Source organism: Kitasatospora sp. NPDC088779 (assembly GCF_040685395.1).
In the GTDB taxonomy this organism is placed as follows: domain Bacteria; phylum Actinomycetota; class Actinomycetes; order Streptomycetales; family Streptomycetaceae; genus Kitasatospora.
The window spans coordinates 85753-106062 of the sequence record NZ_JBFBHW010000021.1; the positions used below are offsets into that span (position 1 = coordinate 85753).

The 20310-nt window shown below is 72.6% G+C and carries 18 protein-coding genes and 1 pseudogene; 13 read left to right on the forward strand and 6 right to left on the reverse strand.

The annotated features are described in order from the left end of the window. Positions 1-113: 113 nt before the first annotated feature. Positions 114-1790 carry an FtsW/RodA/SpoVE family cell cycle protein gene (locus AB0P03_RS21415; protein ID WP_363630247.1) on the forward strand — a complete coding sequence of 559 codons (1677 nt, stop codon included), beginning with the start codon at positions 114-116 and terminating at the stop codon, positions 1788-1790. A 181-nt stretch (positions 1791-1971) separates the two neighbouring features. Here AB0P03_RS21415 and AB0P03_RS21420 read toward each other — a convergent pair whose 3' ends face one another. Further along, a complete protein-coding gene (locus AB0P03_RS21420) occupies positions 1972-3264 on the reverse strand; it encodes a YihY/virulence factor BrkB family protein (RefSeq protein WP_363584111.1) in 1293 nt (430 codons plus the stop codon). Between the two features lie 178 nt (positions 3265-3442). Between AB0P03_RS21420 and AB0P03_RS21425 the strand changes: the two genes are divergently transcribed. The 11 genes from AB0P03_RS21425 (at position 3443) to AB0P03_RS21475 (ending at position 13318) form a co-directional block, all read left to right on the forward strand. Continuing rightward, positions 3443-3526, forward strand: coding sequence for a putative leader peptide (locus AB0P03_RS21425; RefSeq protein WP_347878562.1), 84 nt, complete (start codon positions 3443-3445; stop codon positions 3524-3526). Between the two features lie 198 nt (positions 3527-3724). Further along, on the forward strand, positions 3725-5449 hold the full coding sequence (locus AB0P03_RS21430; protein ID WP_363630248.1) for a nitrite/sulfite reductase: 1725 nt from the start codon (positions 3725-3727) through the stop codon (positions 5447-5449). Continuing rightward, the gene (locus tag AB0P03_RS21435) at positions 5446-5703 is read left to right on the forward strand and encodes a hypothetical protein (protein ID WP_363630305.1); all 258 of its coding nucleotides are present in this window, start codon (positions 5446-5448) and stop codon (positions 5701-5703) included. Before AB0P03_RS21430 ends, AB0P03_RS21435 begins: the two co-directional genes overlap by 4 nt. Then, entirely contained in the window at positions 5684-6385 is a 702-nt protein-coding gene (locus tag AB0P03_RS21440) for a phosphoadenylyl-sulfate reductase (protein WP_363630249.1), read from the forward strand. The genes AB0P03_RS21435 and AB0P03_RS21440 overlap by 20 nt, the downstream gene beginning before the upstream one ends. A 34-nt stretch (positions 6386-6419) precedes the next feature. Beyond that, positions 6420-7016 carry an adenylyl-sulfate kinase gene (gene cysC, locus AB0P03_RS21445; protein WP_363630250.1) on the forward strand — a complete coding sequence of 199 codons (597 nt, stop codon included), beginning with the start codon at positions 6420-6422 and terminating at the stop codon, positions 7014-7016. Further along, entirely contained in the window at positions 7013-7972 is a 960-nt protein-coding gene (gene cysD / locus AB0P03_RS21450; RefSeq protein ID WP_363630251.1) for a sulfate adenylyltransferase subunit CysD, read from the forward strand. Before cysC ends, cysD begins: the two co-directional genes overlap by 4 nt. Before the next feature lie 2 nt (positions 7973-7974). Beyond that, positions 7975-9309 carry a GTP-binding protein gene (locus tag AB0P03_RS21455; RefSeq protein WP_363630252.1) on the forward strand — a complete coding sequence of 445 codons (1335 nt, stop codon included), beginning with the start codon at positions 7975-7977 and terminating at the stop codon, positions 9307-9309. 195 nt (positions 9310-9504) lie between these two features. Next, a complete protein-coding gene (locus AB0P03_RS21460) occupies positions 9505-10665 on the forward strand; it encodes an aliphatic sulfonate ABC transporter substrate-binding protein (RefSeq protein ID WP_363630254.1) in 1161 nt (386 codons plus the stop codon). Between the two features lie 193 nt (positions 10666-10858). After that, positions 10859-11662, forward strand: coding sequence for an ABC transporter ATP-binding protein (locus tag AB0P03_RS21465; RefSeq protein WP_363630256.1), 804 nt, complete (start codon positions 10859-10861; stop codon positions 11660-11662). Next, positions 11649-12578 carry an ABC transporter permease gene (locus AB0P03_RS21470; protein ID WP_363630257.1) on the forward strand — a complete coding sequence of 310 codons (930 nt, stop codon included), beginning with the start codon at positions 11649-11651 and terminating at the stop codon, positions 12576-12578. The genes AB0P03_RS21465 and AB0P03_RS21470 overlap by 14 nt, the downstream gene beginning before the upstream one ends. An 11-nt stretch (positions 12579-12589) precedes the next feature. Then, positions 12590-13318, forward strand: a complete 729-nt coding sequence (locus AB0P03_RS21475; protein ID WP_363630258.1) for a sirohydrochlorin chelatase — start codon at positions 12590-12592, stop codon at positions 13316-13318. A gap of 13 nt (positions 13319-13331) precedes the next feature. Here the strand turns inward: AB0P03_RS21475 and AB0P03_RS21480 are convergent. The 5 genes and pseudogenes from AB0P03_RS21480 to AB0P03_RS21500 form a co-directional block, all read right to left on the reverse strand. Continuing rightward, a pseudogene (locus AB0P03_RS21480) lies at positions 13332-13743 on the reverse strand (PIN domain-containing protein). Continuing rightward, entirely contained in the window at positions 13740-13961 is a 222-nt protein-coding gene (locus AB0P03_RS21485; protein ID WP_350881630.1) for a type II toxin-antitoxin system VapB family antitoxin, read from the reverse strand. Before AB0P03_RS21485 ends, AB0P03_RS21480 begins: the two are co-directional and overlap by 4 nt. A gap of 183 nt (positions 13962-14144) precedes the next feature. Then, a complete protein-coding gene (locus tag AB0P03_RS21490) occupies positions 14145-15656 on the reverse strand; it encodes a DEAD/DEAH box helicase (protein WP_363630302.1) in 1512 nt (503 codons plus the stop codon). A 391-nt stretch (positions 15657-16047) separates the two neighbouring features. Beyond that, the gene (locus AB0P03_RS21495; RefSeq protein ID WP_350881634.1) at positions 16048-16254 is read right to left on the reverse strand and encodes a cold-shock protein; all 207 of its coding nucleotides are present in this window, start codon (positions 16252-16254) and stop codon (positions 16048-16050) included. Between the two features lie 323 nt (positions 16255-16577). Then, positions 16578-18719 carry an MMPL family transporter gene (locus AB0P03_RS21500; RefSeq protein ID WP_363630304.1) on the reverse strand — a complete coding sequence of 714 codons (2142 nt, stop codon included), beginning with the start codon at positions 18717-18719 and terminating at the stop codon, positions 16578-16580. A 470-nt stretch (positions 18720-19189) separates the two neighbouring features. On the opposite strand from AB0P03_RS21500, the gene AB0P03_RS21505 reads away from it, so the two are divergent. Beyond that, positions 19190-20083: an aminoglycoside phosphotransferase family protein gene (locus AB0P03_RS21505; protein ID WP_363584134.1), complete on the forward strand. Its 894-nt coding sequence runs from the start codon at positions 19190-19192 to the stop codon at positions 20081-20083. Positions 20084-20310: the final 227 nt, after the last annotated feature.

Below are 20310 nucleotides of genomic sequence, written 5' to 3' on the forward strand. Positions count from 1 at the left end.
AAGTTCAGGCCTCGACGGCCCCCGGACCGCAACCGGCGCAGGGGCGTGTTCGTCTGGCAGGATGCACCGTCGGCGATACCGGCCACGCGGGTGATGACAAGGGGACGACAAGGGTGCAAAGCACTGCACGCGGCGAGGGCCGCCGGCTGGCGGCGCGCCACCGCAACATCGAGCTGGGCCTGCTGGCGCTCGCGGTGGCCGTCTGTCTGGCGGGGCACGTCGACGCCGATCTGGCGCTGACCGGCAAGATGCCGCCCGGGCTGCTGGTCCACGGCCTGGCGCTGGGCGGCCTGGCCGGGGCGGCGCACCTGGCGGTGCGGCGGTTCGCCCCGTACGCGGATCCGCTGATCCTGCCGCTGGGCGTCTTCCTGACCGGCTTCGGGCTGATGCTGCTGGACCGGCTGGACATCTCCTACGCGGCGGCGCACGCGAGGAAGGGCGACTACCAGAAGCTCCCGGCCGCGCCCTCGCAGCTGATGTGGGTGTTCATCTCGGTCGCGGTGGCGATCGCGCTGATCGTGCTGATCAAGCACCACAGGTTCTTCCAGCGGTACGTGTACCTGCTGATGACGGGGGCGCTGATCCTGCTGGCGGCGCCCGCGTTCTTCCCGGGCCGGGCGGAGGACTTCGGCGCCAAGCGCTGGATCCGCCTGTTCGGGCTCTCCTTCGAGCCGGACGAGTTCGTGAAGGTCGCGATCACGATCTTCTTCGCCGGCTACCTGATGGCCTCCCGGGACGCGCTCGCGCTGGCCGGCCGGAAGATCTGGGGGATGACCCTGCCGCGCGGGCGGCACGTCGGCCCGGTGCTGGCGATCTGGGTGGTCAGCCTGCTGGTGCTGGTCTTCGAGCGCGACCTCGGCACCTCGCTGATCTTCTTCGGCGTCTTCGTCGTGATGCTGTACGCGGCGACCGAGCGCACCAGCTGGGTGGTGCTCGGCCTGCTGATGGCGGTCGGCGGCGCGGCCGTGGTCGGCACCGTGGAGCCGCACGTGCACGGGCGCGTCGAGGCCTGGCTGCACCCGCTCGACATCTACAAGGAGCACCACGACCCGGCGATCATCTCCGACCAGCCCGCCGAGGCGCTGTTCAGCCTGGGCACCGGGCACCTGACCGGGACGGGCCTGGGCTCGGGGCGGCCGTGGCTGATCGGCTTCGCCGGGCGCAGCGACTTCGTCTTCACCACGATCGGCGAGGAGCTGGGCCTGGCCGGGGTGACGGCGGTGCTGCTGGTGTACCTGCTGCTGGTCCAGCGCGGGCTGCGGACGGCGGTCGGGTTGACCGACCCGTTCGGCAAGCTGCTGGCGACGGGACTGTCGACGGCGCTGGCGCTGCAGGTGTTCGTGGTGGTCGGCGGGGTGAGCGGGCTGGTGCCGCTGACCGGCAAGGCGCTGCCGTTCCTGGCGGCGGGCGGCTCGTCGCTGCTGGCGAACTGGCTGATCGTGGCGCTGCTGATCAAGCTGAGCGACTCGGCCGGGCGCACGGCGCTGGAGCCGGCGCCGCCGAGCCCCGATCCGCTCCCGGCGCAGGCCGGGCCGGCGGGTCGGTCGGCGGCCCCGGGTGGTCCGGCCGCGATGGATCCGAGCCCGAACCCGAACCCGACCGCGCCGAGCGGCCCGAACCCGACGGCCCCGGAGCTGACGCTCCCACGCCCGGCCGCCCCGGGCCCGGATCCGGATCCGGACCGGACCGAGGTCAACCCGGCCGCCCCGCACCCTCCGGCCGAGCAGTCCCCGTACGGGTACCACCCGGCCCCGCCGTCCCCCTTCCCGCCGAACCCGGCGACCGCCTGACCCACCGCCTGACCCACCGCCGGGCCCCGGGCCGCCCTCTGGGCAACGGGCGACGGCGAACCGGCGAACCGGCACCAGGAGACGACGAACGGACGTCAGGAGACGACGAACGGCACAGGGCCTCCCCCGCATCCCGTGGGGGAGGCCCTGTGCCGTTCGTCGTGGTGCCGGAACCCTGCCCCTACTGCCGCTCCCACGGCGGCCGGGGCGGGTAGTCGGGCGCCCGCCGCTCCGGCGGCGGCCCGGACGGCCGGTCGCTGTCCGGCGGGGGCGGGCCGGGCCGGTGGTGGGGCCCGCCGCGGGCGGTGAGGCGGCCGCGGACGTTGTCGGCGGCCAGGACGTCGGCCCAGCGCTCCGGGTACTCGGAGGGGACGTCGACGTCGTCGCCGTCCTCCTCGCCCCACTCCTCCTCGGCGCCTTCGGCGAGGCCGAGTTCGCGGGCGCGCCGGGCCCGTTCGGCGGCGCGCCGGGCGGCGACCTCGCGGACCACGGCGGCGGCGGCCTCCTCCTGGGCGCGCTCGTTCTCGGCGCGGGCGTCGGCGGTCTCCAGGGTGGGCCAGCGGCGGTCTATGGCGGCGTTCATGGCGGCGCCGATGAGGACGGCCAGGGCGACCACGAAGATCCACAGCAGTACGGCCACCGGCGCGGCCAGCGAGCCGTACACCGAGGGGACCTCGACCGAGCTGACCAGGTAGATCCGCAGGGCGACGCTGCAGACGACCAGCACCACGAGGGCGACCAGGGCGCCGGGGACGTCCTCGCGCCAGGGGGTGGAGACGGGGACGGCCAGGTGGTAGAGGGTGGTGAGGGAGACGATCAGCAGCACGATGGCGACCGGCCAGTAGGCGGCGCCGACCAGTCCGGCGACGCCGGGCACGGCGTTCTCGATGAGTCCGGGTCCGGCCATCAGCAGCGGCAGCACCAGGGAGCTGATGACGAGGGCGCCGAAGTAGAGGCCGAGGGACATCAGCCGGGTCTTGACGATGCCTCGCTTGCCGTCGAGCCCGTACATGACGGTGATGGTGTCGATGAAGATGTAGAGCGCTCTGGAGCCGGACCACAGCGACAGCAGGAAGCCGATCGAGACGAGGTCGGGCCGGGAGTGGGCGAAGACCTGGTCCAGCAGCGGCACCACGACCTCCTTGACGGACGAGTCCGACAGGACCGTCCCGGAGGCCGAGACGATGTCGTGCTTGAGCCGGTCGATGGTGCCGGCGCCGAGGAACTCGTCGAGGTAGCCGAGGGTGCCGGCCAGGCCGAGGAGCAGCGGTGGGATCGACAGCAGGGTGAAGAAGGCCGCCTCCGCGGCGAGTCCGGTGACCCGGTACTCGACGCAGGTGTTGGTGGTGTCCTTGACCAGCTCCCACGCCGTGCGGCGCCAGGCGGCCTGTTTGGCCGCGCGTCGGGAGCCCTTGCCCCGGCGCCGGGAGGGCCGTTCGGGGTTCGGTCTGCTCGTCTCGCCTGCTGCTTGCACGGGTCTAACGGTATCGGGCCGGGGCCGCGCGGTTGATCTCCCCCGGGGTACGGGCGCGTGGACGGACGTCGGGGCGGGGAGCGGCGGGGATCCCCGGCAGTCTCACATGTCGAAACCTCAGCGTCCGCCATCCGGATGTTAGTGGACCGCGAGTCCCGCGCCGTGCCAATCTCTTGCCATGCCGAGCGCCGGAACCACCCTAGTTGGTCGACTCCACGTCGATCTCCTTCGCGTGTCCAGCGCCATCTGTCCGGCGATCTGAGCCCACCCCGCCGCACCACCGCACCCGGCGCCACCCACCTCGCAGTCCCCGCTGGAGCGGACGCGCGGGCGCCCGGCCGGCCACGGTCACTGCTCTCCCCGGCCCTGGGAATACCCGCAGGTCACAGCAGCACCGCACCGCCACGCACCCCCAGCGACCCACCCGGCGTCAGAGCCATCTGCCCCGAAGGACTTCACCATGGCCACCACCCCCGAGACCGCCGAGCCCACGGCCGACCGCGCCGCCGCGCGCCGCCCCGCCGCGCCTCGCAAGGTGACCCGTCACCGCGGCGAGGGCCAGTGGGGCATGGGCCACTTCACCCCTCTGAACGCCAACGAGCAGTTCAAGAAGGACGACGACGGTCTCAACGTACGGACACGTATTGAGACGATCTACGCCCACCGGGGCTTCGACTCGATCGACCCCGCCGACCTGCGCGGCCGGATGCGCTGGTGGGGCCTGTACACCCAGCGCAGGGAGGGCATCGACGGCGGCAGGACCGCGATCCTGGAGCCGCACGAGCTCGACGCCGAGTACTTCATGCTGCGCGTGCGGGTCGACGGCGGCCGGCTGACCGTCGCCCAGCTGAAGGCGATCGCCGAGGTCTCCGAGCAGTACGCCCGCAACACCGCCGACCTGACCGACCGCCAGAACGTCCAGTACCACTGGATCCGGATCGAGGACGTCCCGGCGATCTGGCAGAAGCTGGAGGCCGTCGGCCTGTCCACCACCGAGGCCTGCGGCGACACCCCGCGCGTCATCCTCGGCTCCCCGGTGGCCGGCATCGCCGAGGACGAGATCATCGACGGCACCCCCGCCATCGAGGAGATCCAGCGGCGCTTCATCGGCAACAAGGACTTCTCCAACCTTCCGCGCAAGTTCAAGTCCGCCGTCTCCGGTTCCCCGCTGCTGGACGTCGCGCACGAGATCAACGACATCGCCTTCGTCGGCGTGGTCCACCCCGAGCACGGCCCCGGCTTCGACCTGTGGGTCGGCGGCGGGCTGTCCACCAACCCCAAGCTGGGCGTGCGCCTGGGCGCCTGGGTCCCGCTGGACGAGGTGGCCGACGTCTACGGCGGCGTCATCGGCATCTTCCGCGACTACGGCTACCGCCGGCTGCGCAACCGCGCCCGGCTGAAGTTCCTGGTCGCCGACTGGGGCGTGGAGAAGTTCCGCCAGGTACTGGAGGACGAGTACCTCGCGTACCGGCTGGTCGACGGCCCCGCGCCGCAGGAGCCCAGCGGCCGCTGGCGCGACCACGTCGGCGTCCACCGGCAGAAGGACGGCCGGTACTACATCGGCTTCGCGCCGCGCGTCGGCCGGGTCGACGGCCGGCTGCTCGGCCAGATCGCCGACCTCGCCGCCGCGCACGGCAGCGACCGGCTGCGCACCACCGCCGAACAGAAGATGCTGGTCCTCGACATCGCCGAGGACCAGGTCGACTCGGTGGTGGCCGGCCTGGAAGCGCTGGACCTGCGGGTCACCCCGTCGCCGTTCCGCCGCGGCACCATGGCGTGCACCGGCATCGAGTACTGCAAGCTCGCCATCGTCGAGACCAAGGAGCGCGGCCGCACGCTCATCGACGAGCTGGAGAAGCGCCTGCCGGACTTCGCCGAACCGCTGACCATCAACATCAACGGCTGCCCGAACGCCTGCGCCCGCATCCAGGTCGCCGACATCGGCCTCAAGGGCCAGCTCGTCCCGGACGGCAACGGCGAGCAGGTCGAGGGCTACCAGGTGCACCTGGGCGGCGCGCTCGGCCTGGAGGCCGGGTTCGGCCGCAAGGTCCGCGGCCTCAAGGTCACCAAGGACGACCTGCCCGACTACGTCGAGCGCGTCCTGACCCGCTACCAGGCCGACCGTATCGAGGGCGAGCGCTTCGCCCAGTGGGCGGCCCGGGCCGGCGAGGAGCAGCTGTCGTGAGTGAGCGTGCCGCGCCGTTCTTCTGCCCGTACTGCGGGGACGAGGACCTGCGCCCCTCCGAGGCCGGGCACGGCGCCTGGGAGTGCCACGGGTGCCGTCGCGCCTTCCAGCTGAAGTTCCTCGGCCTGCTGTCCCCGACCGCCTCGACCGCCTCGACCGCCTCGACCGCGGCCAACTCGGCTTCGGCCGCCACGACTTCGGCCAACTCGACTGCGAACGACGGGGGTTCGTCCGGTGACCAGCGCGACGACTGACCACGAGGAGATAGCCGTCCGGGCCGGCCGCGAGCTGGAGGAGGCGACGCCCCAGGAGATCCTGGCCTGGGCCGCCGACACCTTCGGCCGCCGCTTCTGCGTCACCTCCTCGATGGAGGACGCGGTCGTCGCCCACCTCGCCTCCTCGGTGTTCCCCGGCGTGGACGTGGTGTTCCTGGACACCGGCTACCACTTCCCGGAGACCATCGGCACCCGGGACGCGGTGGCCGCGACCATGCCGGTCAACGTCATCACCCTCAGGCCGCTGCGCACCGTGGCCGAGCAGGACGCCGAGCACGGGCCGCACCTGCACGACCGCGACCCGGACCTGTGCTGCTCGCTGCGCAAGGTCGAGCCGCTCAACCGCGGCCTCGGCGGCTACGACGCCTGGGCGACCGGGCTGCGCCGCGACGAGTCCCCGAGCCGGGCGGACACCCCGGTGGTGTCCTGGGACGCCCGGCGCCGCAAGGTCAAGATCGCCCCGATCGCCCGGTGGACGCAGGAGGACGTGGACGCCTACGTCACCGCCCACGGGGTGCTGCTCAACCCGCTGCTGTGGGAGGGCTACACCTCGATCGGCTGCTCGCCGCTGTCCTGCACCCGCAAGCCCGCCGAGGGCGAGGACGCCCGGGCCGGGCGCTGGTCCGGCTCCGGCAAGACCGAGTGCGGCATCCACCTCTGACCCACCCCCCACTACCGACGAAGGACTTGAGACTGTGACAGCTCACACCCGGGCCGCCGACGGAGCCGCGGAGGCGGCCCCCGCGGCCGCCCCCTGCGAGCGCGGCGCCACCGTGTGGCTGACCGGGCTGCCGAGCGCGGGCAAGACCACGCTCGCCTTCGCGCTGGCCGGACGGCTGCGCGCCGAGGGCCACCGGGTCGAGGTCCTGGACGGCGACGAGATCCGCGAGTTCCTCTCCAAGGGCCTCGGCTTCACCCGCGAGGACCGGCACACCAACGTGACCCGGATCGGCTTCGTCGCCGAGAAGCTCGCCGCCCACGGCGTCAAGGTGCTCGCCCCGGTGATCGCCCCGTTCGCCGACTCGCGCGCCGCGGTGCGCGAGCGGCACGCGGCGGCCGGCACCGAGTTCCTGGAGGTCCACGTCGCCACCCCGGTCGAGCTGTGCGCCGAACGCGACGTCAAGGGCCTGTACGCCAAGCAGGCCGCCGGGCAGCTGGCCGGCCTCACCGGCGTGGACGACCCGTACGAGGCGCCGGAGAAGCCGGAGCTGCGGATCCAGACGCAGGGCCGCGCGGTCGCCGAGTCCGCCGCCGAGCTGCACGCCTTCCTGACCGAGAGGGGTCTCGCATGACCACCGCGACCGACGGCCCGGTCCGCACCGCCGACGCCCAGAACCAGCCGGCCAGGGGCCCTTTCGCGCTGTCCCACCTGGACGCGCTGGAGGCCGAGTCGGTGCACGTCTTCCGCGAGGTCGCGGGGGAGTTCGAGCGCCCGGTGATCCTCTTCTCGGGCGGCAAGGACTCCATCGTCATGCTGCACCTGGCACTCAAGGCCTTCCACCCGGCCGCCGTGCCGTTCTCGCTGCTGCACGTCGACACCGGCCACAACTTCCCCGAGGTGATCGCCTACCGCGACCGCGTCGTGGCCGAGCACGGCCTGCGCCTGCACGTCGCCCACGTCCAGGACTTCATCGACGACGGCCGGCTGCGCGAGCGCCCGGACGGCACCCGCAACCCGCTGCAGACCGTCCCGCTGCTCGACGCCATCGAGACGAACCGCTTCGACGCGGTGTTCGGCGGCGGGCGGCGCGACGAGGAGAAGGCCCGCGCCAAGGAGCGGGTGTTCTCCCTGCGCGACGAGTTCGGCGCCTGGGACCCGCGCCGCCAGCGCCCCGAGCTGTGGTCGCTGTACAACGGCCGGCACGCCGTCGGCGAGCACGTGCGCGTCTTCCCGCTGTCCAACTGGACCGAGCTGGACGTCTGGCAGTACATCGAGCGCGAGGGCATCGACCTCCCGGAGATCTACTACGCCCACGAGCGGGACGTCTTCTCCCGCGGCGGCATGTGGCTGACCGCCGGCGAGTGGGGCGGCCCCAAGGAGAACGAGCCCGTCGAGCGGCGGCTGATCCGCTACCGCACCGTCGGCGACATGTCCTGCACCGGCGCCGTCGACTCGGACGCCACCGACATCCAGGCCGTGATCGCCGAGATCGCCGCCAGCCGCCTCACCGAGCGCGGCGCGACGCGGGCCGACGACAAGCTGTCCGAGGCCGCGATGGAAGACCGCAAGCGCGAGGGGTACTTCTAACGATGACCAGCACCACCCAGGAAGCAACCGCCACGTCGCTGCTGCGCTTCGCCACCGCCGGATCCGTCGACGACGGCAAGTCCACCCTGGTCGGCCGCCTGCTGCACGACTCCAAGTCCGTGCTCGCCGACCAGCTGGAGGCCGTCGAACGCGTCTCGCTGGGCCGCGGCCAGGAAGCGCCCGACCTCGCGCTGCTCACCGACGGCCTGCGCGCCGAACGCGAGCAGGGCATCACCATCGACGTGGCCTACCGCTACTTCGCCACCCCCCGGCGGCGGTTCATCCTCGCCGACACCCCCGGGCACGTGCAGTACACCCGCAACATGGTGACCGGCGCCTCCACCGCCGAACTGGCCGTGGTACTGGTCGACGCCCGCAACGGCGTCGTCGAGCAGACCCGCCGGCACGCCGCCGTCGCCGCGCTGCTGCGGGTGCCGCACGTGGTGCTGGCCGTCAACAAGATGGACCTGGTCGACTACGCCGAGCCCGTCTTCGCCGCCATCGCCGAGGAGTTCACCGCCTACGCCGCCTCGCTCGGCGTGGGCGACGTGGTGGCCGTGCCGATCTCCGCCCTCGCCGGGGACAACGTCGTCGAGCCGTCCGCGCACATGGACTGGTACGGCGGCCCGACCCTGCTGGAGCACCTGGAGACCGTCCCGGTCGGCAGCGACCCGGGCGCCGAGCCGGCCCGCTTCCCGGTCCAGTACGTGATCCGCCCGCAGAGCGAGGAGCACCCCGACTACCGCGGCTACGCCGGGCAGTTGGCCTCCGGCGTGCTGCGGGTCGGCGACCCGGTGACGGTACTGCCCTCGGGCCACACCACCACCGTCGCCGGGATCGACGCGCTCGGCCGCGAGACGGACCTCGCCTGGGCACCCCAGTCGGTCACCATCCGGCTCGCCGACGACCTCGACGTCTCCCGCGGCGACCTGATCGCGGCCGGCGTGATCCCCGCGCCCACCAGGGACATCGAGGCCACCGTCAGCCACCTCTACGAGCGCCCGCTGCGCGCCGGCGACAAGGTCCTGCTCAAGCACACCACCCGCACCGTGCGCGCGCTGGTCAAGGACATCACCTACCGCATCGCTCTGCCGACCAAGGCGGGCGACACCCTCGAACAGCGCTCCGGCGCCGAGGGGTTGAACGTCAACGACCTCGGCCACGTGGTGCTGCGCACCGCCGAGCCGCTGGCACTCGACGCCTACTCCGACAACCGCCGCACCGGCTCGTTCCTGCTGATCGACCCGGCCGACGGCACCACCCTCACCGCCGGCATGGCGGGCGAGGCCTTCGCGACCGTACGCGCCACCGAACCCGCTGAGGAGGACTGGGTCTGATGCCCAGCGAGGCGTTCTCGGACATGGACAAGGAAGGCGGCCGCATCGGCAGCGGCGTCCTCGGCAGCGGCCAGGGCGGCCTGACCCGATGTGCGGGCCGACAGCGCTGAGTTGCGACCCCCGGCCGCCCCGACGGGCGACCGCCACGTCCCCGAGACCGCCTCCTGACGGTCCGTCGATGAACAGGACTTCACCATGGCACCGAACCCGGCCCTCTCGCATACCCGTGCCCGCCCCGACGCCGGCCGGATCAGACGCTCCGCGGTGGCCGCGGTGGCCGGCCTGACCGCCGTGACCCTGCTGTCCGCGTGCAGCTACGGCTCCAAGGCGGACGACAAGAAGGCGGGCGCCGACTCCGCCGCCAGTTCGGCCGGCGCCTCCGGCGCGAAGCTGTCCGCGGACACCGTGAAGATCGGGTACTTCGCGAACCTGACCCACGGCACCGCCCTGGTCGGCCTCCAGGAGGGGCTGTTCCAGAAGGAGTTGGGCGCCACCCAGATCAAGACCCAGGTCTTCAACGCGGGCCCGTCCGAGATCGAGGCGCTCAACGCCGGCTCCATCGACATCGGCTGGATCGGCCCCTCCCCCGCGATCAACGGCTACACCAAGTCCGACGGCCAGTCCCTGAAGATCATCGGCGGCTCGGCCTCCGGCGGGGTCAAGCTGGTGGTCAACCCGGACAAGATCTCCTCGCTGGACGACCTCAGGGGCAAGAAGATCGCCACCCCGCAGCTGGGCAACACCCAGGACGTGGCGCTGCTCAACTACCTGGCCGGCAAGGGCTTCAAGGTCGACGCGGCGTCCGGCGCCGGCGACGTCTCGGTGGTGCGCACCGACAACAAGGTCACCCCCGACGCCTACCGGCAGGGCTCCATCGACGGCGCCTGGGTGCCCGAGCCCACCGCCTCCAAGCTGGTCACCCTCGGCGCGAAGGTCCTGCTCAACGAGAAGGACGTCTGGCCGGACAAGAAGTTCGTGATCACCAACATCATCGTCTCGCAGAATTTCCTCAAGGAGCACCCGGACGTGGTGGAGGCCGTGCTGCGCGGCTCGGTGAACACCAACGCCTTCATCAAGGCCAACCCGGACAAGGCCAAGGCCGACGCCAACGACGCGATCAAGAAGGAGGCCGGCAACGCGCTGGAGCCGGCCATCCTCGACCCGGCCTGGGCCGACATCGACTTCCTCGACGACCCGCTGGCGAACACCCTCCAGGCCGAGGCCGACCACGCCGTCACCGCCGGGCTGCTCAAGAAGCCCAACCTGAACGGCATCTACGACCTCACCCTGCTCGACAAGGTGCTCGCGGCCAAGGGCCAGGGCCCCGTGGCGGACGCCGGACTCGGCGCCAAGTAGCGCCACCGGCTCCGAAACGGCACCGAGCGGTGCCGAGTAACGCCGAGCCGCGCCGAGTCCGCCCCCGACTCCGCGGTCCGGACCCCCGCCCGCCCGGTCGATCCGCGATCGATGCCCACCGGGACGGGCGGGGCCGGGCCCCGGCCCCGCTCCGCCAGCCCTCAGCCAGACCACTCACGCAGGAGGTGCCCGGATGACACCGGCACTGACCACCTCGGCGGACACCGCCGGCGCCGACGCCGGCGGCGCCGCGCCCGCCGTCCGGATCTCGCACGTGCACAAGTCCTTCGGCCGCCCGGGCACGCAGACCCACGTCCTGGACGACATCACCCTCGACGTCGCGCCCGGCGAGTTCGTCACCCTGCTCGGCGCCTCGGGCTGCGGCAAGTCCACCCTGCTCAACCTGGTCGCCGGCCTCGACCAGCCCACCGCCGGCGCCATCGAGGTGCCGGGCGGCCGTCCCGCGCTGATGTTCCAGGAGCACGCGCTGTTCCCCTGGCTCACCGCCGGCCGCAACATCGAACTCGCCCTCAAGCTGGCCGGCGTCCCCCGCCCCGAGCGCCGCGCCGAAGCCGAGCGCCTGCTCGAACTCGTCCGCCTCAAGGGCTCGTACGGCAAGCGCGTGCACGAGCTGTCCGGCGGCATGCGCCAGCGCGTCGCGATGGCCCGCGCGCTCGCCCAGGGCAGCCAGGTGCTGCTGATGGACGAGCCGTTCGCCGCGCTCGACGCCATCACCCGCGACGTGCTGCACGACGAGATCACCCGGATCTGGGCCGAGCGGCAGCTGTCCGTCCTGTTCGTCACCCACAACGTGCGCGAGGCCGTGCGCCTGGCCCAGCGCGTCGTCCTGCTCTCCTCCCGCCCCGGCCGGGTCGCCCGCGAGTGGCGGATCGACCTGCCGCAGCCGCGCCGCATCGAGTCCACCGGCGTCGCCGACCTGTCCATCGAGATCACCGAAGAACTGCGTGGGGAGATCCGTCGCCATGGCCAGCACTGACAGCACCCCGGTCCTGGAGAAGACCGACAAGGCCGACAGGACCGACAGGGCCGCCGCCACGGACACCGCCGGTGTCGGCGCCGGCCTGGACGCCCTCGACGCCGTCTCCGCCCAGCGCGGCTCGCTCGGCGAGGCGCTGCGGACCAAGGCCCTGCCGCCACTGATCGGCGTCCTCGTGGTGCTCGCCCTGTGGCAGGGCGCCTACAGCCTGCACCTCACCTCCGCCTACAAGCTGCCCAGCCCGACCGACGTGTGGCACTCCGCCCAGGAGCTCTGGTACCAGGGCACGCTGTTCTCGATCATCTGGACCAGCGTCTGGCGCGGCCTGTCCGGCTTCCTGCTCGCCGTCGTCATCGGCACCCCGATCGGGCTGGTCGTCGCCCGCGTCCGGCCGGTGCGCACCGCCATCGGCCCGGTCCTCCAGGGCCTGCAGTCGCTGCCCTCGGTCGCCTGGGTGCCGGCCGCGGTCATCTGGCTCGGCATCAACGACCAGATGATGTACGCGGTGATCCTGCTCGGCGCCGTCCCCTCCATCGCCAACGGCCTGGTCGCCGGCATCGACCAGGTGCCGCCGCTGTTCCTGCGCGCCGGACGCACCATCGGCGCCACCGGCCTCACCGGCGCTCGGCACGTGCTGATCCCCGCCGCGCTGCCCGGCTACCTGGCCGGCCTCAAGCAGGGCTGGGCGTTCTCCTGGCGCTCCCTGATGGCCGCCGAACTCGTCGCCTCCTCCCCCGACCTCGGCCGGGGCCTGGGCCGGTTCCTGGAGGACCAGCGCGAGTTCTCCGACATGTCCGGGGTGCTGCTCGGCATCATCCTGATCCTGTTCGTCGGCATCGCCATCGAACTGCTCGTCTTCACCCCGGTCGAGCGCCGGGTGCTGCGCAACCGCGGCCTGCTGGCCGCCGTCAAGTAAGGCCGACGCCGATGCCCGCCCTCCTGCTGATCGCCCACGGCAGCCGCGACCCGCGGCACGCCGCGACCGTGGCCGCACTGGTCCAGGAGGTGCGGGCGCTGCGCCCCGGGCTGGACGTCGCCACCGCCTACCTGGACCACTGCGCGCCGCGCATCCCGCAGGTCGTCGGGCGGCTCGACGACGCGGTGGCCGTCCCGCTGCTGCTCAACCGGGCCTACCACGCCAAGCACGACGTCCCGGCCGCCCTGCGCACGGCCGGCGCGGCCCTGCCCGTCGCCGCCGTCCTGGGCCCGTCGCCGCTGCTGCTCGCCGCCCTGGACCGCCGCCTCGCCGAGGCCGGGGTGGACGTGCGCTCGGCCGCCGTCCGGGCCCGCACCGGCGTGGTGCTCGCGGCGGCCGGCTCCTCCGACCCGGCCGTCGACGCCGCCACCCGCGCGGTGGCCGCCGCGTGGCGCCGCAGCCGCGGCTGGGCCGCCGTCGAGGTGGCCTACGCCTCCGCCACCGGCCCGCGCGTGCCCGACGCCCTGGCCGCCCTGCGCGCCGCGGGCGCCGCCCGCACCGCCGTCTCCCCCTACCTGCTGGCCCCGGGCCTCCTGCCCGACCGCATCGCCGAGGCCGCCGCCGGAGCGGACGCCGTCGCCGCCGTCCTGGGCCCCGCCCCCGAACTGGCCGTCCTCCTCCTGGAGCGCTACGACGAGGCGCGTGCGGCCGCCACGATGCCCCGGACGCTCACCGCCTGACCACGGGGCCGGCTCACCCGTGATCGAGGACGCTGTGCTCGCTCAGGTCGGCGGCGTGCCGCGCCACCGTGCGGTAGTCCGCATCGTCGTGGAGGACCGTGAGGCCGTGGTGCGCGGCCGTCGCCGCGATCATGAGGTCGACCGCGGAGGCACTACGGTGCTGCCCGGCGAGGGCCGTGCGCCGCTGAAACCGTGTCGATCCAGCGCCCAGCGTTCTTCGGTACCGAGACGTCCGGGTACAGGTCGGCGAACATCTCGGTGATCTCGTCGTACTCCCGGCCGCTGCGCGCGTTGTGCAGAAACTCCGCGCGCTGCGGGTAGCACGACGCGATCGACCCTGCGTCGATCGCGTCGTACCAGACGGCCAGGAGCTTGGGCTCGCCCAACAACCGGACGAGTCCGGAGGTGTCGAGGAGATAGATCACCGGGCGTCCTTCTCCGCTCGGTGCATCCGCTCTGCGTCCTCGACGGCTCCCCAGTGCCGAGCCCGCTCGAAATGCCGGCTGATCCGGGCAGCACGTTCCTGCCGCTCGGCGTAGAAGCGCAGTGCCAGGTTGACGGCGTCCTTCTTGGTCCGAACTCCGGCGAGCGTCATTGCTCGTTCCAGCGCGTCGTCATCGATGTCGATCTGTGTCACGGACATCCGGATACCTCCGTCGATCGATGGTGGTGATGTACGTAGCACTGCACATGACCAACATCAACGGAGATTCGCCCGGGTCGGACCGCCGCGGGGTGACGGTGTCCGTCGGACAGACCGGCCCACGACGAAACGGCCCGGCCCCCTCGGTGCGAGGGGGCCGGGCCGTCGGGCGGTCGCCGGGGATCAGTCGATGGCGCGGCGCTGGCGGCCGGTGCCGTAGTTGGAGCCGGACTTGGCGCCGCTGCCGGGCTTGGCGCGGCCGGAGGAGCGGCCGATGAAGCCGGCCGCCTGGGGGCGGTCGCCCTGGGCGGCGGCGCCCATGCGCTGCTTGGGGCGGGGGCGGCGCGGGTTGCCGTTCATGTCGACGTCGGCGGGCAGCGCGGAGCGCTTGCCGGGGCGGCGGCGCGGGTTGCCGGACTTGGCGTCGGCCTTGGCGGCGGGGGCCTCGGCGGGCGCGGGGACGGCGACGGCGACCGCGACGCCGCTGGGGGTGCGGGCACCGGTGATCTTGGCGAGGTCGGCGTCGCCGGGGCGGACCTTGGTGACGGTGGGGCGGATGCCCGCGACCGTCATCAGCCGGTTGACCTCGCGGCGCTGCTCGGGCAGGACGAGGGTGACGACGGTGCCGGACTCGCCGGCCCGGGCGGTGCGTCCGCCGCGGTGCAGGTAGTCCTTGTGGTCGACCGGCGGGTCGACGTTGACGACCAGGTCGAGGCCTTCGATGTGGATGCCTCGGGCGGCGACGTTGGTGGCGATCAGCGCGGTGACGTGGCCGTCGCGGAACTGGTCGAGGACCCGGTTGCGCTGCGGCTGGGACTTGCCGCCGTGCAGGGCCGCGGCCCGGACGCCGGTGGCGAGCAGCTGCTTGGTGAGGCGGTCGGCGCCGTGCTTGGTGTGCACGAACATGATCACGCGCCCGTCGCGGGAGGCGATGTGCGCGGTGGTGGACGCCTTGTCGGCCTGGTCCAGCTGGAGGACGTGGTGGTCCATGGTGGTGACCGCGCCGGCCGACGGGTCGACCGAGTGGGTGACCGGGTCGGTGAGGAAGCGCTTGACCAGGCGGTCGACGTTGCGGTCCAGGGTCGCGGAGAACAGCATCCGCTGCCCGCCCTCGGCGACCTGCTCCAGCAGCTTGCTGACCTGCGGGAGGAAGCCCATGTCGGCCATCTGGTCGGCCTCGTCGAGGACGGTGATGGCGACGTCGGACAGGTTGACGTCACCGCGGCCGATCAGGTCGTCGAGCCGGCCGGGGGTGGCGACCAGGACCTCGGTGCCACGGCGGACGGCGTTGGCCTGGCGGTTGATCGACATGCCGCCGACGACGGTGGTGATCCGCAGGTTGACGGCGGTCGCGTAGGGGGTGAGCGCGTCGGTGACCTGCTGGGCGAGCTCGCGGGTGGGCACCAGGACGAGCGCCAGCGGGTAGCGGGCGACGGCGCGGCGCCCGGCGGTGCGGGCGAGCAGCGGCAGGCCGAAGGCGAGGGTCTTGCCGGAGCCGGTACGGCCGCGGCCGAGCACGTCGCGGCCGGCGATCGAGTCGGGCAGCGTGGCGCCCTGGATCGGGAACGGCGCGGTGACGCCTTCGCGGGTGAGCGTGCTGAGGATGCCCTTGGGCAGGTCCAGTTCGGCGAAGGTGTCCGCCGGGGGCCGGGCCGGGGTGCCCTCGACGACGGTGAAGTCGGCGGCCTCGGGCACGGCGGCGGCGCGGGTGTTCTTGGGGGCGCCGGTGCGGCCGCGCGGCTTGCGGGCGCGCTCGGCGTCGCCGGTGGCGCGCGGGTTCTCGCCACGGCGGGCGCGGTCGCCGGCGCCGGTGCGACCGGCGTTCTCGCCGCGGCCGGCGCCGGCGCTGCGGCGCGGGTTCTCGCCGCGGCGGGCCTGGTCGGTGGTGCGGGCGGCGCGGTCACGCGGCGGGCGGGCAGGGGTGGTCACGAAGTCTCCGTACGTCGGTCGGCAGCCCCGGGTGGGGGCTGGTCGGCCGTCGGTAGGAAACTCGCCGCCCCGGCCGTACGGCGGCATGCGCGGGGGCCCGCACCGTGTGGTACGGGCCCCCGCTTCGCGAGATCGCGAGTCAGCGTGGAGGCTGACGTCAGCCGATGACGCGGATGTTCTCGGCCTGCGGGCCCTTCTGGCCCTGGGTCACGTCGAACTCGACGGCCTGGCCCTCAACGAGCTCACGGAAGCCGTTGGCCTGGATGTTCGAGTAGTGCGCGAACACATCCGGGCCGCCCTCGGCCTGCTCGATGAAGCCGAAGCCCTTTTCGCTGTTGAACCACTTCACGGTGCCGGTAGCCATAACCGTCTCCTCAAAAAACTGGGGCATCAGGGATTCACACCGCGTGAACCCCGGAGTAGCCGCGATCCCCATCCGGAGACTGAAACACCGGACAAAACAAATGCGCCTGTTGGTTGGACCAGCAGGCGCACACATGCGTTCATGGGAACCAAAACTGCAACTGAGTCGACTGTAGCACGGCGACACCCCGATTGACCGGGGACTTTTGTGCTCAACAGATCACGTTTGACGGCCAGGGAAAGGGGGCAAGCGGCGCCCCGCCGAAGCGGGACGCCGCCTGTTTGGCGCGTCGGTCGGGCGTCGCCCGTGTCCGAACGAGGCGATCAGTGCCGTCCGGCCGGCTCCGGCACGCCGTACGCGTCCGCCGCCGGCGCCGGGCCGGCACCGAGGCTTGCGCCGTGGCCGTGCTCGGGGTCGGCGCCGTGGCCGGGCCACCAGGCCCGGTTTCCGATCAGCGCGGTGAGCGCCGGGGTGAAGAACATCGCCATCACGAAGGCCGCCAGCACGATGCCGAAGGCCATCGCGAAGCCGAACTCCATCATGAAGGTGTTGCCGGCGAGCATGAACGTCCCGAACGAGGCCGCCAGGATGAAGCCGGCCGCGGCGACGGTCGGGCCGGCGTGGCGCAGCGCCTCGCGGGCCGCCTCGCGCGGGCTGCGGCCCGCGCGGGCCTCCTCGCGCAGACGGGCGATGATCAGGATGTTGTAGTCCGTCCCGATCGCCACCACGAAGAGGTAGATGAGGATCGGCATCATGAACATCAGGCCGGTCTCGTTGCCGATCTTCTGGAAGATCAGCGTGGTGGCGCCCAGCGTGGCGCTGAAGCCGAGGCCGACCGAGGCCATCAGATACCAGGGGGCGACCACGCTGCGCAGCTGGAGGGCCAGGATGAGCAGGATCAGCAGCCCGGCGATCGGGAAGACCAGCTTGTAGTCGTGGGTCATCGCCAGGTTGATGTCCTTGAACACCGAGGTGAGGCCGCCGACCTTGGCCTCGCTGCCGGCCGGGGCCTGCGCGTGGGCGACGGTGCGCAGCTCGGTCACCGCGTCGATCGCCTCGTTGCTGGTCGGGGCGTCCTTGAGCATGACGGTGAACTGGGCGGTGGCGCCGTCGGCGCTGATGCTCTTGGCGTCGGCGCTCGGCAGGTAGACCTTGGACACCCCGCCGACGCCCTGCAGCTTGTCGGCGTAGGCCGGGAAGGAGGCCGGGTCGAGCTTCTTGCCGTCGGCGCTGCTCAGGTAGACCTGGCTCGGGTCGGCGGCGCCGGCGGAGAAGCCCTTGGCCATCTTGTCCTGGACGACCATCGACTCCTTGTCCTTGGGCATGGAGCTGCCGGCCATGTCGAAGAGGCCGTTGTAGCCGAGCGCGCCCACGGACAGGGCGACCAGTACGCCGCCGGAGGCGACGGCGGCCAGCGCCGGGCGCTTCTGGACGACCCGGCCGAGCGCGGTGAAGCGCGCGGTGCTCGGCTCGTCCGTCCACTTCTTGCCGGGCCAGAAGACGGCGCGGGCGGGGATGACCGCGAGCAGCGCGGGGGCCAGGGTGAGCGAGGCCAGGGCGGTGACCACGACCGCGATCGCCAGCGCGGGGCCGAGCGCCTGGAACATGCCGAGGCTGGAGAGGATCAGCGCGGCGAAGGCGATGGTGACGGCGCCGGCGGCGGAGGCGATCGCCTCGCCGACCCGGCCGACCGCGGTGGCCACGGCGGCGTTGCGGTCGTCGCCGGCCCGCAGCCGCTCGCGGTAGCGGAAGGCGAGGAACAGGAAGTAGTCGGTGCCGACGCCGAGCACGACGACGATCAGGATCGCCATCAGGATGGGTGTGCTCTTGAGGTTGAAGATGTCGGTCGCGTAGTTGATCAGGCCGATGGAGGCGGGCAGCGCGATCATCAGCGAGACCAGGACCGGCAGCAGGCCGGCCAGGATGCCGCGGAAGATGATGCCGACGATCACGATGACCAGGAGCACCGTGGCCATGGTGATGATGCCCTCGGCCGAGCCGGAGGCTTCCTTCTGGTCGAGCGCCTGGGCGGCGGGGCCGCCGAGCTGGAACTTCAGGTCGGTGCCGGAGGCCAGTGCCTTGCCGTCGTCGCGGAGGGCCTTGGCGATGTCCGCGGTGCCGTTCTGGTCCTGCTGCTTCGACTTGTCGACGGCGATCATGGCCATCGCGTACTTGTGGTCCGGGGATATGCCCAGCTGGTCGGACGGCGGGATGATCTTCTCGACGCCGTCGATCTTCTTGGCCGTCAGGTCCTGGACGAGCTTGCCCATCGCGGCCTTGTCCGCGTCGGTGAACGCGGCGCCGTCGTTGCGCTCGAAGAGTGCGAGCGCGCCCGGGGTGAAGGCGGCCGGGAAGGCGCGCTCCTGCACCTGTGCGGCCTGGATGGACTCGTAGTGCTTGGGGAGGAACGCGGCTTCGTCGGTCTGCGAGCTGACCTTCGGCGCGGTCATGAGGACGGCGATCATTCCGATCACCCACGCGATGATCACCCACCACGCGCGGCGTACGACGAATTGTCCTAGTCGGTGGAACATGCTCGATGCCTCCTGGGCATGGTTCACCGCAGCCCTTGGGGGACGGGACGCCGGGCGACGGCTGGACCGGTGGGAGACGCGCGGCGGCGCTCCCTAGCCGGTCGGCAGGTAAGTGGATTTGGGCGTCATCCTACGAGTACTTGCTTGCCGCCCGGCAAGGAGCCCCCGTGGTCCAACCCCCGTCAGGCCGCTCCGAAGCGGCCCCGACCCAGTTTCTCCCGGGCGCACGCCCCTTGACCTCGTGCTCCGGGTGGAGACAGCTCCCCCTCAGGGTGGATCTCTCCCCTACCCCCTGGGAGGAGATGTCAGGGTAGGAGGGTAGGGAAAACCCCACCCCGGTCCGTCATGATGATCACCGTCCGGAGGCCTCCGGATGAACGCCGCCCCAACGGAGCACCGCCATGATCCCCTTCGACGAAGGCCGCGCCCGGCTGCTGCTCGCCCACGCCTGCGAGTCCGCCGGACTGCCCGGCCCCGGCGACGCCCGGCTGCTCGCGCTCGGCGAGAACGCCGTCTTCGACCTCGGCGACCCGGCCGTCGTCGCCAAGGTCGGCCGCGGCCCCGAACTGTACGAACGGGCGCGGCACGAACTCGCCGTCGCCCACTGGCTCGCCGCCCAGGACGTCCCGGTGGTCCGCCCGTACGACGCGGTGGAAGCCGAGCCCCAGCTCGCCCACGGGCACCCCGTCACCTTCTGGCACCGGCTCGCCCCCGCCGTCCGCCCCGCCCGCCCCGCCGACCTCGCCCCGCTGCTGCGCGCCCTGCACCGGCTGCCGCTGCCGCCCTTCCCGCTCGCCCACCGCGACCTGCTGGCCCCCGTCGAACGCTGGCTGGCCTCCGCCGAGGGCCACGTCGACCCGGCCGACGTCGCCTTCCTGCGCCACCGCCGCGACGGCTTCGCCGCCGCCCTGCCCGACCTCGCCCCGCACCTGCACCCCGGTGTGATCCACGGCGACGCGCTGCCCCGCAACGTCCACGTCGGCCCGGACGGGCCCGTCCTGCTCGACCTGGAGAACGTCTCGCACGACCTGCGCGAACACGACCTGGTGGTCCTCGCGCTCAGCCACGACCGGTACGGCGTGCCCGGCGAGGAGTACCGGGCCTTCGTCGAGGCGTACGGCTGGGACGTGCGCGCCTGGCCCGGCTTCGCGGTGCTGCGCGGGGCCCGGGAGACCGCCAGCGCCTCCTGGGTCGCCCAGCAGGTGCCCGGCAATCCGGCCGCGCTGGCGGAGTTCCGGCGCCGGGTCGCCTCGCTGCGGGAGGGTGCCACCGAGGTGCGCTGGTACCCGTTCTGAGGCGTCGGGCTCCCGGGGCGTCGGGCTTCCGAAGTGGCGGGCTCCTGAAGTGCCGGGCCTTGAAGTGCCGGGACGCCCCCGTCACGGCCCCCGGGATACCCGGCGGGCCGCGGGGGCGCCAACCCGGGCGCGTGTGAGAAGACTCCTACGGCGCTCCGGTCCGCTCCGCAACCGGGGCACGTACGCTCGGCGTCCTATCGGACAGTCATCCTGACCGAGGGATCGGC

Coding starts and splice junctions, on each gene's coding strand:
- AB0P03_RS21495 (WP_350881634.1), bottom strand. CDS start 16,254: ATGGCTACCGGCACCGTGAAGTGGTTCAACAGCGAAAAGGGCTTCGGC.
- AB0P03_RS21475 (WP_363630258.1), top strand. CDS start 12,590: ATGCCCGCCCTCCTGCTGATCGCCCACGGCAGCCGCGACCCGCGGCAC.
- cysD (WP_363630251.1), top strand. CDS start 7,013: ATGACCACCGCGACCGACGGCCCGGTCCGCACCGCCGACGCCCAGAAC.
- AB0P03_RS21460 (WP_363630254.1), top strand. CDS start 9,505: ATGGCACCGAACCCGGCCCTCTCGCATACCCGTGCCCGCCCCGACGCC.
- AB0P03_RS21500 (WP_363630304.1), bottom strand. CDS start 18,719: ATGATCGCCGTCCTCATGACCGCGCCGAAGGTCAGCTCGCAGACCGAC.
- AB0P03_RS21425 (WP_347878562.1), top strand. CDS start 3,443: ATGCCGAGCGCCGGAACCACCCTAGTTGGTCGACTCCACGTCGATCTC.
- AB0P03_RS21430 (WP_363630248.1), top strand. CDS start 3,725: ATGGCCACCACCCCCGAGACCGCCGAGCCCACGGCCGACCGCGCCGCC.
- AB0P03_RS21455 (WP_363630252.1), top strand. CDS start 7,975: ATGACCAGCACCACCCAGGAAGCAACCGCCACGTCGCTGCTGCGCTTC.
- AB0P03_RS21470 (WP_363630257.1), top strand. CDS start 11,649: ATGGCCAGCACTGACAGCACCCCGGTCCTGGAGAAGACCGACAAGGCC.
- AB0P03_RS21465 (WP_363630256.1), top strand. CDS start 10,859: ATGACACCGGCACTGACCACCTCGGCGGACACCGCCGGCGCCGACGCC.
- AB0P03_RS21485 (WP_350881630.1), bottom strand. CDS start 13,961: ATGTCCGTGACACAGATCGACATCGATGACGACGCGCTGGAACGAGCA.
- AB0P03_RS21505 (WP_363584134.1), top strand. CDS start 19,190: ATGATCCCCTTCGACGAAGGCCGCGCCCGGCTGCTGCTCGCCCACGCC.